The sequence below is a fragment of the Streptomyces pallidus (ex Mingjun et al. 2026) genome (assembly GCF_051550185.1).
In the GTDB taxonomy this organism is placed as follows: Bacteria; Actinomycetota; Actinomycetes; order Streptomycetales; family Streptomycetaceae; genus Streptomyces.
Window position 1 is genome coordinate 567,316 of sequence record NZ_CP196181.1, and the last position, 15,895, is coordinate 583,210.

The 15,895-nt window shown below is 74.3% G+C and carries 4 protein-coding genes and 2 pseudogenes; 1 reads left to right on the forward strand and 5 read right to left on the reverse strand.

Annotated elements, in window-relative coordinates:
- Nucleotides 1-25: 25 nt before the first annotated feature.
- A complete protein-coding gene (locus ACSHWO_RS02885) occupies nt 26-1,441 on the reverse strand; it encodes a class I adenylate-forming enzyme family protein (RefSeq protein ID WP_438309917.1) in 1,416 nt (471 codons plus the stop codon).
- A gap of 251 nt (nt 1,442-1,692) precedes the next feature.
- Nucleotides 1,693-2,340: a thioesterase II family protein gene (locus tag ACSHWO_RS02890; RefSeq protein ID WP_438309918.1), complete on the reverse strand. Its 648-nt coding sequence runs from the start codon at nt 2,338-2,340 to the stop codon at nt 1,693-1,695.
- Nucleotides 2,341-3,021: 681 nt separating this feature from the next.
- Between ACSHWO_RS02890 and ACSHWO_RS02895 the strand changes: the two genes are divergently transcribed.
- Nucleotides 3,022-4,056: an ACP S-malonyltransferase gene (locus ACSHWO_RS02895; protein ID WP_438309919.1), complete on the forward strand. Its 1,035-nt coding sequence runs from the start codon at nt 3,022-3,024 to the stop codon at nt 4,054-4,056.
- 91 nt (nt 4,057-4,147) lie between these two features.
- Here the strand turns inward: ACSHWO_RS02895 and ACSHWO_RS02900 are convergent, their stop codons facing one another.
- The 3 genes and pseudogenes from ACSHWO_RS02900 to ACSHWO_RS02910 all read right to left on the reverse strand — a co-directional run.
- The gene (locus tag ACSHWO_RS02900; RefSeq protein ID WP_438318880.1) at nt 4,148-4,954 is read right to left on the reverse strand and encodes an alpha/beta fold hydrolase; all 807 of its coding nucleotides are present in this window, start codon (nt 4,952-4,954) and stop codon (nt 4,148-4,150) included.
- 81 nt (nt 4,955-5,035) lie between these two features.
- A pseudogene (locus tag ACSHWO_RS02905) lies at nt 5,036-15,841 on the reverse strand (SDR family NAD(P)-dependent oxidoreductase); the annotation flags it as partial.
- Nucleotides 15,830-15,877 (reverse strand): annotated as a pseudogene (locus ACSHWO_RS02910) (polyketide synthase docking domain-containing protein); the annotation flags it as partial. The pseudogenes ACSHWO_RS02905 and ACSHWO_RS02910, both read right to left, overlap by 12 nt.
- Nucleotides 15,878-15,895: the final 18 nt, after the last annotated feature.

Below are 15,895 nucleotides of genomic sequence, written 5' to 3' on the forward strand. Positions count from 1 at the left end.
GGGGCGCCTCCTGGTCACCGGACGGTCATGCCAGGTCGGCGGCCATCTCGGCCAGCTTCTTCTTGTCGGGCTTGCCGTTGCGGTTGAGCGGGAACCGCTCCAGCACCACGACTCTGTTGGGCTGTTCGAAGGTGGGCAGCAGGGCGCACAGCCGCTCCCGCCACTGGCCGGACTCGCCCAGCTCCTCGTCCTCGACGAAGAACACCAGCTGCGAGCCGCGCAGTTCGTCGGGCACCGGCACGATCCGGACGGGGCAGCCCTGCGCGGCGACCTTCCGCTCGATGAGCTCGGGGTACAGGGTGTAGCCCATGCGGTGCACGGCGAACTTGCGGCCCAGGACGTGGAGGTTGCCCTCGGCGTCGAGGTGGCCGAGGTCGCCCGTGGCCTGCCAGCCGCTGGTGGCGTGGGCGGGGACGACGGTGCCGTCGTCGGCGATCTGCCCTTCGAGGGCGTCGGGGGTGTCGACCTCGATCTCGCCCGTCTCGCCCGCGGGGAGTTCGTTGCCGTCCTCGCCGACGATCCGCAGCCGGATCCCCTCCATGGCGCGGCCGCAGGCGACCGGGTTGTCGAGGGTGGCGAAGGAGACGTTGCCGAGCTCGGTGGAGCCGTAGCTGTCCAGCAGCGGCAGCCCGAACTCCTCCACGTACTGCGCCACGAGCGGGGCGTCGAGCGGGGCCGCGCCGACGCAGAACATGCGGGTGTCGGCGAGGTGGTCGCGCAGCACCGGCTTGCGGTTGACCAGGCTGAGGATGCTGCGGTAGCTGGACGGGGTCGCGTCGATGACGGTGGCCCCGGCGTCGCGGGCCATGCGCAGGGCGCGGTCGAGCCGTCGGTAGGGCGCGATCACCAGGGAGCAGCGGGTGAGCCAGGCGATGAGCACCATCGACAGGCCGTACTGGTGCGCGAAGGGCAGCAGCGGCAGCAGGACGTCGTCGGGACGGTGCCCGACCTGGTCGGCGTTGCGCTGGAGGTTCCGCAGGAACGAACGGCCGCTCTTGACGACGCCCTTGGGGGATCCCGTGGAGCCGGAGGTCCACATGATGAGGCCGTCGGGGAGTTCGCCCCAGGCCTCGAAGGACAGGGCTGCCGCGGTGGGCTCGTGGTCGGCCACGGCGACCATGAGTTCGTACAGGTGGACGGGGTCGGCGTCCGGGTAGACGGGCGTGTCGTCGTCGACGAAGGTGACCTTGACGCCGGTGCGGACGGCGATGCGGCGGGTCTCCTCCGCGGTCTCCTGCTGGTCGACGAGGACGATCGAGGCACCGACGTGCATGAGTGCGTAGAGCACGCACACGTAGCTCGCCGAGTTGCCGGCCTTCAGCATGATCCGGTCGCCGAGGCCGACGCCGCGTTCGCGGATCGCCTCGGCGACCCGGAGCGCGTCCTGTTCGAATTCCTCGACGGGCCGTACCGAGTCGGCTGCAAATATCTTCGCGGTCATCGGTCGCACTAAGTCCTTCCTCTGGGCCGTGATGCGGCCGGGCGGCGTAGGGTGCGCCGGGCCGGCGGTGGGTCGGGCCCGTTCAGGGGTGGATCGCGGGGTTCGCGGGCTTCACGGTGAAGGGGGATGCGGCCGCTGCCGTCCCCGGGGTCCGTGCGGGCGGCGGGCGTGTCGTGGACACGGTCCTCCACTCCCGCACGCTAGGCAGCGGACCGGGGCACGGGTACCCCTGGCCGCCCCCTGGGGACCCCTCAGTCGGGGTCCGGTTGGCCGAGCGAGATCAACTGGTCGTGCACGATGTTGACCACTTCCCGGCGGGAGGACTTCAGGTAGCCGCTGGCCCCGGGGAAGACCTCCAGGTCGAACCGGCCGGAGGTGCACCGCCGCCACGCCCGGACACCGGCCAACGTGGCGTGCGGGTCGTGGCGGGCCGTCAGGGCGACCACCCGGCAGTTGAGCGTCGGCGGGCCGAGGTTGCCGCGGTGGCCGGGCGCCGTCCGCCCGGAGACGAAGAGGGTCAGCGGGGCCCCGGTGGTCTCCCGCTCCAGACGGCAGCCCACCTCGTAGGCCAGTTGGGCGCCCAGGCGGTGTCCGAAGAGGGCGAACGGGCGGTCGGCCCACCCCCGCACCGACTCGAACACCTTGTCGGCGAGCTCCTTGCCCGCCGCCGGGTCGGGGTCGTCCTCGAAGGGCGTGGACGACGGGTACTGGACGATGAGCAGTTCCACGGTGGGCAGCAGCAGATCGGCCATGGCCAGGTAGCAGAGCGCCGAGTTCCGTGAGCTCGGGAAGCAGATCATGCGGTAGGTGCTCGGGAGCCACGGCTGCCGGATCTGGATCAGCCCGACCTCGTCGGGGGAGGTCTCCCCGCCGTCGGGCCTTTCGTGCACATGGGTCATGCCCTTGGAACTCCGCCTCGGATGGTGCCCACTGACGCGTCGTCGGGCATGCGGCCGGCGCCTCCGCAGCGGAGGGCCTTCATAAACAAGTCCGGGCCGCGCCATGGCCGCCGGCGGTGTCGGCCACCGTGCGGGACTGCTCGGCGACGATGCGCAGGGGGCGCGGTCGGGTGCCGGATTCCCCGGACCGGACGAGTTCTTTCACGGGGTCTCCTCGCGGAATTGGTGAGCGAGCGGGGACGATCCGACACGGTCACCCGGGGATGCTATGAGGTTGTTCGACAGGACCGCAATAGATGATCACCCCTATTTCCCCCTAACCCTTCCCGCTTCCCCCCTAGGAGGGGTCGCAACAGGACCGATGCGGGGCTCCGCGTGCTAGACATGCCCCGTCCCAGTCATCCGCGCGGATGCGCAGGACCCCCGTTTCCGTGTCGCACTCGATTCGCAGGAACAAATGAAACACGAACGATCCGAGGACTCCCGCAACCGCGGTCGACGGACCGGTGGGGCCCTGAACTGACCCCGCCCTCCGCCCTTCCCCTCCCCTCTCCACCTCCCGGCCCCGTAACCGGACCGGCGCGCCCGCGCCGCCCGGGTACGGGGTCTTTTCTCGTCGACGGCACCGGAAAACAACCGTCCACTGCCACACCATCCCGGAAGCAAAGGTATTCACGCACCATGACTCTTTCCGATGCGATTCCCGCCGAGAACACGGCCGGCCCTTCCGCCTCCCGGACCGGAACCGCGATCGTATTTCCCGGCATGGGGCCCGCTTCCTTCGCCGAGATAGGCCGCTTCCTGCTGCTCGACCCGTACGGACGGGTGCGCCTCGCGGAGGCGGACGAGGCCCTCGGATATTCGGTGTTCGACCGGTTCCGTGACGCCGAGGACGACTATTCGGTGTATTCCCAGCTCGTCTTCCTGGTGGCCTCGATGGCGATGGCGGACCGGGCCGTCGACACCCTCGGCGTCTCCCCCACCGTCTGTGCGGGTCCCAGCTTCGGCCAGAAGGCGACCGCCGCGTTCGTCGGGTCGCTGTCCTTCGCGGACGTCGTCCGGATGACGGCGGACCTGGCCGCCTGCGAGGAGGACTACTTCTCCGGCGTGTACGAGGACGTGGTCACGCACTGCTTCGTCCGGACCCCGCAGGACCGCCTCGACGAGATCCTCGCCGGGTTCGACGACCGCGGCGCCTGGTACGACCTGTCCGGCCGGCTGGACGCCGGCTTCCACATGCTGTCACTGCGGGAGGGGGACCTCGACGCGCTCTCGGCCGGGATCAGCGCGGCCGGAGGCTACTCCATGTACTCGATGCGGCCGCCGGTGCACGCGGCGGCCTTCTCCGCGCTGCGCCGCAAGGCGGAGGAGGAGGTCTTCGCCGGGTACGAGTTCGCCGACCCGTCCCTGCCCGTGGTCGTCGACCACGACGGCACGGTCGTCCGGGACGCCGCGGGCATCCGCACGATGATGCTGGACACCTTCGACCGGCCGATCCACTGGCCGCGCATGGTGGAGTCGCTGAAGGGCCTCGGTGTCGGCACGCTGTACGTGACCGGCCCCGACAACCTGTTCCACCGGCTGGACACCACCAAGGAGAACTTCGAGGTCGTCCCGGTGGGCCTGCCCAGGAAGCGGGACCGCGAGCGCGAGCGGAAGCAGGCCCTGGAGCGGTCCCGGGCCGCGCGGGCCCGGCGCGCCTCCTCCGGGGTCTGAGAAGGCCGGAGGAGGACGTACGGAAAGGGGCCGGGCCCCACCCCCTGGGGGGTGGGGCCCGGCCCCTTCCTCACCGGTCCGACCGCCCGTCTCAGGGGCGGGCGTCGAGCCACTCCTCGACGGCCAGCGCCGTCGTCCGGGCGTGCTGCTCCATCATCGTGAAGTGGTTGCCGGGCACGTCCAGGGCGGTGTGCTCCAGGTCCCAGTACGAGCGCCAGTCGCCGTCCGTGGCGCGGGTCCAGTCGAAGAACTGCTCCTGGGCGCGGACCAGCAGGGTGGGCGTCTTGACCGCCTCCGGCTTCCAGCCGGCGAACAGCCGGAAGTAGGCGCCCATCGCCAGCAGCCGGTTGTCGTCGACCGGGACGTAGGTGTCCTGCCGCTCGTCCACCCCTGCCGACAGCCCCGGCTGGATGCCGAGGATGGCGTCGTCGTCGTGCGAGTAGATGTCGATCAGGACCACGGCCTCCGGGAAGACCCCTGCCTCTTCCAGCTTCCCGGCCACCGCGTGGGCGAAGATGCCGCCCGAGGAGTGTCCGAGGAGCACGAACGGCGCCCCGTCCGCGTGCCGCAGCACGGCCTCGGCCTTCGCCTCGACGACCGCCTCGGTGGTCGAGGGCAGCTGCTCGCCGCGCACGAAACCGGGTGCGGCCATCGCGTGGACGTCGCGCCGGCCGCGGAACGCGGACGCGAACCGGGAGTACTGGTGCGGCCCGGAGATGGACAGGATCGAGGAGAAGCAGATCAGGCCGGCACCCGTCGCGCCGCGGGAGAGCCGTACCAGGCTCGGCGCCTTGCGGAGCCCGGCGGGCGACGCGAACGACGGCCGGAAGCGGGACGCCTGCATGAGCAGATCCATGAACTCGCCGGAGGTGCCCTGCGTCCCGGCCTCCCGGAGCATCGCCCCGAGGACCCCGGAGGTCTCCTCCCCGCCGTGCTCCACGGCGCCGTCCGGACCGGCGGGGCCGCCCGCGGCCCCGGATCCGGCGAGCTCGGTGCGCAGTCGCCGGGCGACGAGCAGCGGGGTCGGCTGGTCGAAGAGCAGGGTGGCGGGCAGGCGCAGGCCCGTGACGGCGTTCAGCTGGTTGCGCAGCTCGACCGCGGTCAGCGAGTCCAGGCCGAGCTCCAGGAACTCCTGGGACTCCCCCACCGCATCGGGCGAGGGGTAGGCCAGCACGGCGGCCACCTGGGCCCGGACGAGGTCCAGCAGCACCCGCTCCTGCTCCTCCTCCGGCAACCCGGACAGGCCCTGGAGCTGCCACGCGGCGGCGGACACCGCCGCGTCGGCGGGACCGGAGGCGGCCTTGCGCAGTCCGCCGCGCACCATGGCGCGGAAGAGCGGCGGGAGGGCGCCGGACTCCGCCTGCGCGCGCAGCGGCGCCGTGTCGAGGTGCATGGCGACGAACACGCTGCCCCCGGTCAGTGCGGACGCCGTGTCGAAGAGGGCCAGGCCCTCCGCGGACGACAGCGGGGCCAGTCCGGACCGCGCCATCCGCTGGACGTCGGCGTCCGTGAGGTCGCCGGTCATCCCGCTGCGCTGCTCCCACGGTCCCCAGGCCAGCGACACGGCGGGCAGGCCGTCCGCCCGCCGGCTCTGGGCGAGGGCGTCGAGGAAGGCGTTGGCCGCCGCGTAGTTGGCCTGGCCGGGGTTGCCGAGCGTGCCGCCCGCCGAGGAGAACAGCACGAACGCGCCGAGGTCCAGGTCGCGGGTCAGCTCGTGCAGGTGCAGGGCCGCATCGGCCTTGGGCCGCAGGACCGCGTCGATCCGCTCCGGGGTCAGGGACGGTACGAGCCCGTCGTCGAGGTGGCCCGCGGTGTGGACGACGGCGGTCAGCGGCCGCTCGGCCGGGATGCCGGCCAGCAGTGCGGCGAGCGCCTCCCGGTCGGAGGCGTCGCAGGCGACGACGGCGGCCTCCGCGCCCAGTCCGGCGAGTTCGGCGACGAGTTCGGCGGCGCCGGCGGCGCCGGGGCCGCGCCGGCTGGTCAGCAGCAGGTGCCGGACGCCGTGCTCGGTCACCAGGTGGCGGGCGAGCAGGCTGCCGAGCGCGCCGGTGCCGCCGGTGATCAGGACGGTGCCGTCCGGGTCCGGGGCGGCCCCGGCCGGTGCCCGGCCCGCCGCCGTCCCGCCGTCGGGCCCCGTGGTCCCCTCCGGGGTCTGCGGTGCGGGGCGGTCCGCGGGCACCTTCGCCAGTCGGGCGGCGTGCAGGGCTCCGCCGCGGACTGCCAGCTGCGGTTCACCGCTCGCCACGGCGGCCGCGACCAGCACGCCGAGGTCCGCCGCCGGAGCGCCGCCGGTGCCGTCGCCGCCGTGGTGCGCGTCGAGGTCGAGGATCTGGAACCGGCCGGGGTTCTCCGACTGGACGGACCTCAGCAGACCCCACACCGAGGCGCGCGCCAGGTCGGTGACGCCCTCGCCCGGCAGCGCCTCGACCGCGCCACGGGTGACCACGGCGAGGCGGGCGTCGGCGAAGGTCTCCTCGGCCAGCCAGTCCTGGACGAGCGCCAGGGCCTCGTGGGCCGCCCGCCGGGTGTCCGCGGCGATGGCCCCGGCGCCGGCGCCGGCGGTCTCCGCGGCCGGCGCCGCGTACGGGACGAGCACGGTGCCGGGCAGCGGCTTGCCGGCGACCACCACGCCCGCGAGGGCGTCGAGGTCGGCGTAGACGTCGGCGGTGACGCCCGCCCCGTGCAACGCGGCCTCAAGACCGAGGGTGTCGGTGCCGACCACGGCCCAGCGTCCGCCCGGGGCGGCGGAGTCGGCCGGCAGGGCGGGCCATTCGAGTCGGAACAGCGACTCGTGGAAGACGGGCCGGGCCGACTGCACGCGGGTCGGGTCGAGCTCCCGCAGCAGCAGCGACTCGACCGACACGACCGGTTCGCCCTGCTCGTCGAAGGCCGTGAGGGACACGGCGGCCGGCCCCGCCGGGGCGAGCCGTACCCGCAGTGCTCCGGCGCCGACGGCGTGCAGGCCGACACCGGTGAAGGAGAAGGGCAGCCGCATCCGGACGTCCGCGTCCGGCGCCCCGTCGTCCGCGGCGAAGAAGGAGCCGAGGGCGAGGCCGTGCAGTCCGGCGTCCAGCAGGGCCGGGTGCACGCCGAAGTGCGCGGCGTCGGCCCGCGGGCCGTCGGCGAGCGCGAGTTCGGCGAACAGTTCGTCGCCGTGCCGCCACGCGGACCGCAGGTTGCGGAAGGCCGGGCCGTACGCGTAGCCGGCGGCGGCGAACAGCTCGTACAGGTCGGCCACGTCGAGCTGTTCGGCCCCGGCGGGAGGCCAGACCTGCGGGCCGGCGGCCGGGAGGGCGGCCGGGGTGTCCGTGGCGCCGAGCACGCCGGTGGCGTGCCGCGTCCACGGCTCGTCCTGGCCGGGACCGTTCTCGTCGGCCGCGGTCTCGGTGCGCGAGTGCACCTGGAGGGTGCGGCGGCCCGTGTCGTCGGGTGCGGCCACCGAGACCCGGAGCTGGAGGGCGCCGGGCTCGGGGAGCACCAGCGGGGCCTCCAGGGTCAGCTCCTCCAGGACGGCGGTGCCGGCGCGCCGGCCGGCGTGCAGCGCGAGCTCGACGAAGGCGGTGCCGGGCAGCATGACGGCGCCCGCGGCCCGGTGGTCGGCCAGCCAGGGGTGCGTCTGGAGCGAGAGGCGGCCGGTGAACAGGAACCCTTCGGAGTCGGGCAGTTCGACGGCCGCACCGAGCAGCGGGTGCGCGGCGGAGCCCAGGCCGGCGGAGGCCATGTCGCCGCCGTACGCGCCGTCCTGCACCTCGATCCAGTAGCGGTCGCGCTGGAAGGCGTACGTCGGCAGGTCGGTGTCCCGGGCGCCGGTGCCGGCGAAGTACGCCGCCCAGTCGACACGGGCACCCCGGGCGTGGGCCCGTGCGACGGCGGCCGTGAGGGTGTCGGTCTCGGGCCGGCGCTTGCGCAGGGCCGGGGCGAAGGCCGCGGTTGCGGCGCCGTCGGTCAGGCAGGCCTGGGCGAGGGCGGACAGCACGCCGTCGGGCCCGAGTTCGAGGTAGGTGGTCACGCCGGCGGCTTCCAGGGCGCGGACGCCGTCGAGGAAGCGGACGGCCTCGCGGACGTGCCGGACCCAGAACTCTGCGGAGCCCATCTCGTCGGTGACGGGGGCGCCGGTCAGGTTGGAGACGACCGGGATGCGCGGGGCGGCGTACGACAGCCTCTCCGCGACCTTCCGGAAGTCGTCCAGCATGCCGTCCATGTGGGGCGAGTGGAAGGCGTGGCTGACCGTGAGGCGGGTGCTCTTGCGGTCCGGGAGGGCCTCCGCGACGGCGACGGCCGCGTCCTCGTCGCCGGCGATCACGACGGCCCGCGGGCCGTTGACGGCGGCGATGCTCACCCGGTCGGTGAGCAGGGGCAGGACCTCGTCCTCCGCGGCCTGGACGGCGATCATCACGCCGCCGGCCGGGAGGGCCTGCATCAGCCGGCCGCGGGCGGCCACGAGCGTGCACGCGTCCTGGAGGGACAGGACACCGGCGACGTGGGCGGCGGCGATCTCGCCGACGGAGTGCCCGGACAGGAAGTCCGGCTTCACGCCCCACGACTCCAGCAGCCGGAAGAGGGCCACCTCGACCGCGAACAGCGCCGGCTGCGCGTACTCCGTGCGGTCCAGCACGGCGGCGTCGGTCCCGAACAGCACCTCCTTCAGCGGCAGTTCGAGGCGGGCGTCCAGCTCCTCGCAGACGGCGTCCAACGCGGCTGCGAACACCGGCTGGGCGGCGTACAGTTCGCGTCCCGTCCCGGGGCGCTGACTGCCCTGCCCGGTGAACAGGAAGGCCAGCTTCCCGGCCCCTGCGGTGCCGACGGTGCCGACCGTGACGCCGGGGGCGGCGGCGGGGTCGCCGTCCGCCAGTGCGGTCAGGCCGCGCAGCAGCTCGGCCCGGTCGCCGGCGACGACCACCGCACGGTGGTCGAAGGCGGCCCGGCGGGTGGCCAGTGACCAGGCGACGTCCACCGCAGCCGCGTCGGGCGCGTCCTCCAGGTGGGCTCGCAGGCGGGCCGCCTGGGCGCGCAGCGCCTCGTCCGACTTCGCGGACACCAGGTACGGGAGCGGGAGCGGGGGCGCGGTCGGTGCCGCGCCGTCCGCCGCCGGGGAGGCGGCGGGGGTGGCCGTCTCGTCCGGGGCCTGCTCGATGATGGTGTGGGCGTTGGTGCCGCTGATGCCGAAGGAGGACACGGCGGCGCGGCGCGGGCGGCCGGTCTCCGGCCAGGCGACGGTGTCCGTGAGGAGCGAGACGGCGCCTTCGGACCAGTCGACGTGCGGGGTGGGCTCGTCGACGTGCAGGGTCTTCGGCAGGATGCCGTGGCGCATCGCCTGGACCATCTTGATGATGCCGGCGACACCGGCGGCGGCCTGCGTGTGGCCCATGTTCGACTTGATCGACCCGAGCCACAGGGGCGCCTCGGCTGCGCGTTCGCGGCCGTAGGTGGCGAGCAGGGCCTGTGCCTCGATGGGGTCCCCGAGGGTGGTGCCGGTGCCGTGGGCCTCGACGACGTCCACCTCCGCGGCGCTCAGGCCGGCGTTGGCGAGGGCCTGCCGGATGACCCGCTGCTGGGAGGGGCCGTTGGGGGCGGTGAGGCCGTTGCTCGCACCGTCCTGGTTGATCGCCGAGCCGCGGACCACCGCCAGCACGGGGTGGCCGTTGCGGCGGGCGTCCGAGAGGCGCTCCACCAGCAGCATGCCGACGCCCTCGCCCCACGCGGTGCCGTCGGCCGCGGCCGCGAAGGGCTTGCAGCGGCCGTCCGTGGCCAGGCCGCGCTGCCGACTGAACGCGATGAACGTACCGGGGGTGGCCATCACGGTCACACCGCCGGCCAGCGCCAGGTCGCATTCCCCGTTGCGCAGGGCCTGGGCGGCCAGGTGCAGGGTCACGAGGGAGGAGGAGCAGGCGGTGTCGACCGTGACCGCGGGGCCTTCGAGGCCGAAGGTGTAGGAGACGCGGCCCGAGGCGACGCTGCCGGAGCTGGACGTCCCCATGTAGCCCTCCAGGCCGGCGGGGGCGCGGTGCAGGAGCGTGCCGTAGTCGTTGTACATGACGCCGGCGAAGACGCCGGTGCGGCTGCCGCGCACGGTCGCCGGGTCGATACCGGCCCGCTCGAACGCCTCCCACGACGCCTCCAGCAGCAGGCGCTGCTGGGGGTCGGTGGCGAGCGCCTCGCGCGGCGACATCCCGAAGAACACCGGGTCGAAGTGGTGGGCGTCGTGGAGGAAGCCACCGGCGGTGCTGTAGCTGGTGCCGGCCTGGTCTGGGTCCGCGCTGAACAGGCCGGCGAGGTCCCAGCCCCGGTCGTCCGGCATGTCCGAGATCGCGTCGCGACCGTCCAGCACGAGCTGCCACAGGTCCTCGGGCGAGCGCACGTCGCCGGGGAACCGGCAGGACATCGCCACGATGGCGATCGGCTCGTCGTCGTGGACGGTGACGGCGGCAGGGGCTGCGGCCGCTGCCGCCTCCTGGCTGCCGAGCAGCTCGGCGTAGAGGTACTCCGCCAGGGCGGCGGGGGTCGGGTAGTCGAAGACGAGGGTGGCGGGCAGGCGGACGCCCGTGGCCGCACCGAGGCGGTTGCGCAGCTCGACCGCCGTCAGCGAGTCGAAGCCGACCTCGTTGAACGAACGCGCGGGGTCGACCGCCTCGGGGCCGGCGAAACCGAGGACGGCGGCGACCTGGCCGCGGACCAGCTCGACCACGGCGTCCTGCTGCTGGTCCTGCGGGAGCGCGGCCAGCTGCCGGGCGAACGCGCCCCCGGCACCCCGGGCGGCACGGCGTACGGGCATCCGCACGAGACCGGAGAGGAGCGGCGGGAGCATGCCGCTGCCGGCCTGGGCACGCAGCGCCGCAAGGTCCAGCTTCACCGGGACCAGCAGCGCCTGCCCGGCGGCGCAGGCGGCATCGAACAGGGCCGCTCCCTCCGCCGCGCCGATGGCGTCGACACCGCCGCGGCCCAGGCGCGAGACGTCCTCGGCGGCCAGGGTTGCGCCCATGCCGCCGGTCTCGGCCCACAGGCCCCAGGCCAGCGAGGTCGCCGCCTGGCCCGCGGCCCGGCGGTGCGCGGCGAGGGCGTCCAGGAAGGTGTTGGCCGCCGCGTAGTTGGCCTGGCCCGCACCACCGAACACACCGGCGGCGGAGGAGAACAGGACGAACGCCGACAGGTCCAGGCCGCGCGTCAGCTCGTGCAGGTTCCACGCCGCGTCCACCTTCGGACGCAGCACCGCCGACAGCCGCTCGGCCGTCAGCGAACCGACCACGCCGTCGTCCAGCACACCGGCCGTGTGCACGACCGCCGTCAGCGGGTGCTCCGCCGGGACGCCGGCCAGGACGGCCGCCAACGCGCCACGGTCGGCCACGTCACACGCCGCCCAGGCCACCTCGGCACCCAGACCCGCCAGCTCCGCCGACAACTCCGCAGCACCCTCGGCCGCCCCACCACGGCGGGACACCAGCAACAGGCGCCGCACACCCCGCTCGACCACCAGGTGCCGGGCGAACAACCCGCCCAGCGAACCGCTCGCACCCGTCACCAACACCGTGCCCCCGACGTCCCACCCGGCAGCCGCGTCAGCGGCCGCGACCGTGGCGCGGGCCAGCCTCGGCACCAGCACCGCGCCCCCGCGCACCGCCACCTCGGACTCGCCCGAGGCGAGCGCGGCCGAGACCCCCTCGGCGACGTCGCCGTCGGCGTCGAGGTCGACCAGGACGATCCGGCCCGGGTTCTCCGACCGGGCCGACCGCACCAGACCCCACACCGGGGCGTGCACCAGGTCCGTCGGGCCCTCGCCCGGTACGGCGGCGATCGCACCGCGCGTCAGGAGGACGAGGCGCCCGTCCGCGAACCGGCCGTCGGCCAGCCACTCCTTGACCAGCGACAGGACCCGGCCCGTCGCCGCGTGCACCGCACCGGCGACGTCGTCGCCGGCGGGTTCGGTGCAGGGCACGACCAGCGCCGCGGGGATCCGGCCGCCCTCGACGACCGCGACGCCCAGCCCGGCGAGGTCCGCGAAGGCCTGCGTGCCCTCGCCGAGCAGCATCCAGTCGTCGCAGGACCCGCCCGCGGCAGCGGCGGCCTCGACCCAGTCCACGCGGAACAGGGAGTCGCGGTGGCCGTGCGCCCGGTCTCCGAGCTGGTCGGGTGAGAAGGCGCGCAGCGCGAGGCTGTCGACGGTTGCGACGGGCGCGCCCGCCGCGTCGGCGATCTCCAGCCGGACCGCGTCCCGGCCGGCCCGGGAGAGCCGTACGCGCAGGGCGTCCGCCCCGGCGGAGTGGACCGTGACCCCGGACCAGGAGAACGGCAGCCGTGCCCGGCCGGTGTCCTCGACCAGCGAGCCCAGGTTGATGGCGTGCAGGACGGAGTCGAGGAGCGCCGGGTGGATGGTGAACTGCTCGGCGCCGGGCTGGGTTTCGGAGCCGAGGCCGACCTCGGCGTACACGTCGTCGCCCTGCCGCCAGGCGGCGCGCAGCCCCTGGAACACCGGCCCGTACCCGAAGCCGGAGTCCGCGAGTGCGTCGTACAGCGCGTCGACGTCGACGGTTTCGGCGCCGGCGGGCGGCCAGGCGGTCAGGTCGTACGCCGGAACCTGCTCCGCTGCCGCTGCCAGCACCGCGGTGGCGTTGCGCACCCACGGCTCGTCGTCGGCGGCGAAGCCGTCGCGGGAGTGGAAGAGGACGGACCGGCGGCCCGACTCGTCGGGGGCCGCGACCGTGATCTGCAGCTCGACCCCGCCCTCCTCGGGCAGGACGAGCGGTGCGGCGAGGGTGAGGTCGTCCACCAGGTCGCAGCCGGCCTTCTCGCCGGCCTGGAGCGCCAGCTCGACGAAGGCCGTGCCGGGCAGCAGTGCGGCGCCGGCGACGCGGTGGTCGGCGAGCCAGGGGTGGGTGGCGAGGGACAGCCGGCCGGTGAGGAGGAGTCCGTCGGCGTCGGCCAGGGTGACGGAGGCGCCGAGCAGCGGGTGGTCGGCGGAGCGGAGGCCGGCGGTGGTGACGTCGCCGCCGAGGGTGCCGGCGTCGAGCCAGTAGTGCTCGCGCTGGAAGGCGTAGGTGGGCAGGTCCACGTGCTCGGCCCCGGTGGCGGAGTGGAACGCGTGCCAGTCGACGGTGGTGCCGCGGACGTGGAGCCGGGCGAGGGCGGTGGTGACCGTCCGCGCTTCGGGGTTCCCGTTGCGGAGGGTGGGGGTGAAGACGGCGGCGTCGGCGTCGCCGGTCAGGCAGGCCTGGGCGAGGGCGGACAGCACGCCGTCCGGGCCGAGTTCGACGTACGTCGTCACGCCGGCGGCCTCCAGGGCGCGGACGCCGTCGAGGAAGCGGACGGCCTCGCGGACGTGCCGGACCCAGAACTCGACGGAGCCCATCTCGTCGGTGACGAGGGCGCCGGTGAGGTTGGAGACGACGGGGATGCGGGGGGCCTCGAAGGCGATGCCCTCCAGGGCCCGGCGGAAGTCGTCGAGCATGCCGTCCATGTGCGGGGAGTGGAAGGCGTGGCTGACCGTCAGGCGCTTGGTCTTCCGGCCGTCGAAGGAGTCGGCGACCGTGGCCGCCGCGTCCTCGTCGCCGGCGATCACGACGGACCGGGGGCCGTTGACCGCGGCGATGCTCACCCGGTCGGTGAGCAGCGGCAGGACCTCGTCCTCCGCGGCCTCCACGGCGATCATCACGCCGCCGGCCGGGAGTGCCTGCATCAGCCGGCCGCGGGCGGCCACCAGGGTGCACGCGTCCGGCAGGGAGAGCACGCCGGCCACGTGGGCGGCGGTGATCTCGCCGACGGAGTGCCCGGACAGGAAGTCGGGCTTGACACCCCAGGACTCCAGCAGCCGGAACAGGGCCACTTCCACCGCGAACAGCGCCGGCTGCGCGTACTCGGTGCGGTCCAGCACGGCCGCGTCCGTACCGAAGACCACGTCCTTCAGCGGGTTGCCGAGGTGGGGATCCAGGGCGGCGCAGACCTCGTCGAGGGCGTCGGCGAACGCCGGATGGGCGTCGTACAGTTCGCGGCCCATGCCGAGGCGCTGGCTGCCCTGCCCGGTGAACAGGAACGCGGTCCTGCCGCGGGCTCCGGCCTCGCCCAGGACGACCCGGGAGGAGGTGGTGCCGCCCGAGGCGAGCGCGGCGACGTCGGTGAGGGCCTCGTCCCGGTCGCCGGCCACGATGACGGCGCGGTGTTCGAGGGCGGCGCGCCCGGTGGCCAGGGTCAGGCTGATGTCCTGCGGCGTCTGTTCGGGGTGGGCGCGCAGGTGGGTGAGCAGGCGCTCGGCCTGGGCGCGCAGGGCCTCGTCCGTGCGGGCCGAGACCGGCCACGGCAGGACCGGGGGCACGACGACCGGACGCGGCCCGGGGCCGGACCCGGTGGTGTCGGCGGGCTCGGTGCCGGCGGCGGCAGCCGGGGCGTCGACGTCGCCGCCCGCATCGCCGTCGGTGTCGGTGTCGGCGGGGACGGGTGCGGCGGGCGCCGCGGGCGGCGCCTGCTCGATGATGGTGTGCGCGTTGGTGCCGCTGATGCCGAACGAGGACACGGCGGCGCGGCGCGGGCGGCCGGTGTCCGGCCAGTCCACGGTCTCGCGCAGCAGCGACACCGCGCCCGCGGACCAGTCGACCTTGGTCGACGGCTCGTCCACGTGGAGGGTCTTCGGGATCCGGCCGTGCCGGATCGCCATGACCATCTTGATGACGCCGGCGACACCGGCGGCGGCCTGGGTGTGGCCGATGTTGGACTTGACGGAGCCCAGCCACAGGGGGAGCTCGTCGGTGTGCTCCCGGCCGTAGGTGGCGAGCAGGGCCTGCGCCTCGATGGGGTCGCCGAGGGTGGTGCCGGTGCCGTGGGCCTCCACGACGTCGACGTCGGCCGCGGTGAGCCGGGCGTCGGCCAGGGCCTGGCGGATGACCCGCTGCTGGGAGGGGCCGTTGGGGGCGGTGAGGCCGTTGGAGGCGCCGTCCTGGTTCACGGCGGAGCCGCGGACGACCGCCAGCACGCGGTGGCCGTTGCGGCGGGCGTCGGACAGCCGCTCCACGAGCACCATGCCCGCGCCCTCGCCCCACCCGGTGCCGTCGGCGGCGTCCGCGAAGGACTTGCAGCGCCCGTCGAAGGACAGGCCGCGCTGCTTGCTGAACTCGGTGAAGGTGCCCGGCGTCGGCATGACGGTGACGCCGCCCGCGAGGGCGAGCGAGCACTCGCCCTTGCGGAGTGCCTGCATCGCCAGGTGCAGGGTGACGAGGGAGGAGGAGCAGGCCGTGTCGACGGTGAGCGCCGGCCCTTCCAGGCCGAACGTGTACGAGACGCGGCCGGAGGCGATGCTGCTGGAGGCGCCGGTGCCGAGGTAGCCCTCGACCTCCGGCGGCACGGCCCGCAGCCGGGAGGCGTAGTCGTGGTACATGACGCCGGTGAACACGCCGGTGCGGCTGCCGCGGACCGAGGTCGGGTCGATGCCGGCCCGTTCGAACGCCTCCCAGGAGATCTCCAGGAGCAGGCGCTGCTGCGGGTCCATCGCCGTGGCCTCGCGGGGCGAGATCCCGAAGAACGCGGGATCGAACCGGTTGGCCTCGTGCAGGAAGCCGCCTTCCTGCACGTAGCTGGTGCCTCGCCCGTCGGGGTCCTCGTCGAACAGGCTTCCCGTGTCCCAGCCGCGGTCGGTGGGGAAGGGTGAGATGGCGTCGGTCTCCCCCGCGACGAGCCGCCACAGGTCCTCGGGGGACTCGACGTCCCCCGGGTAGCGGCAGCTCATCCCGATGATCGCGATCGGCTCCTGCCCCTCCGACTCGACTTCCTGGAGCCGGCGGCGCGTCTCGTGGAGATCGGCCGTCACCCGCTTCAGGAAGTACCGGAGCTTTTCCTCGTTCATACGTGCATCCCTCGTACA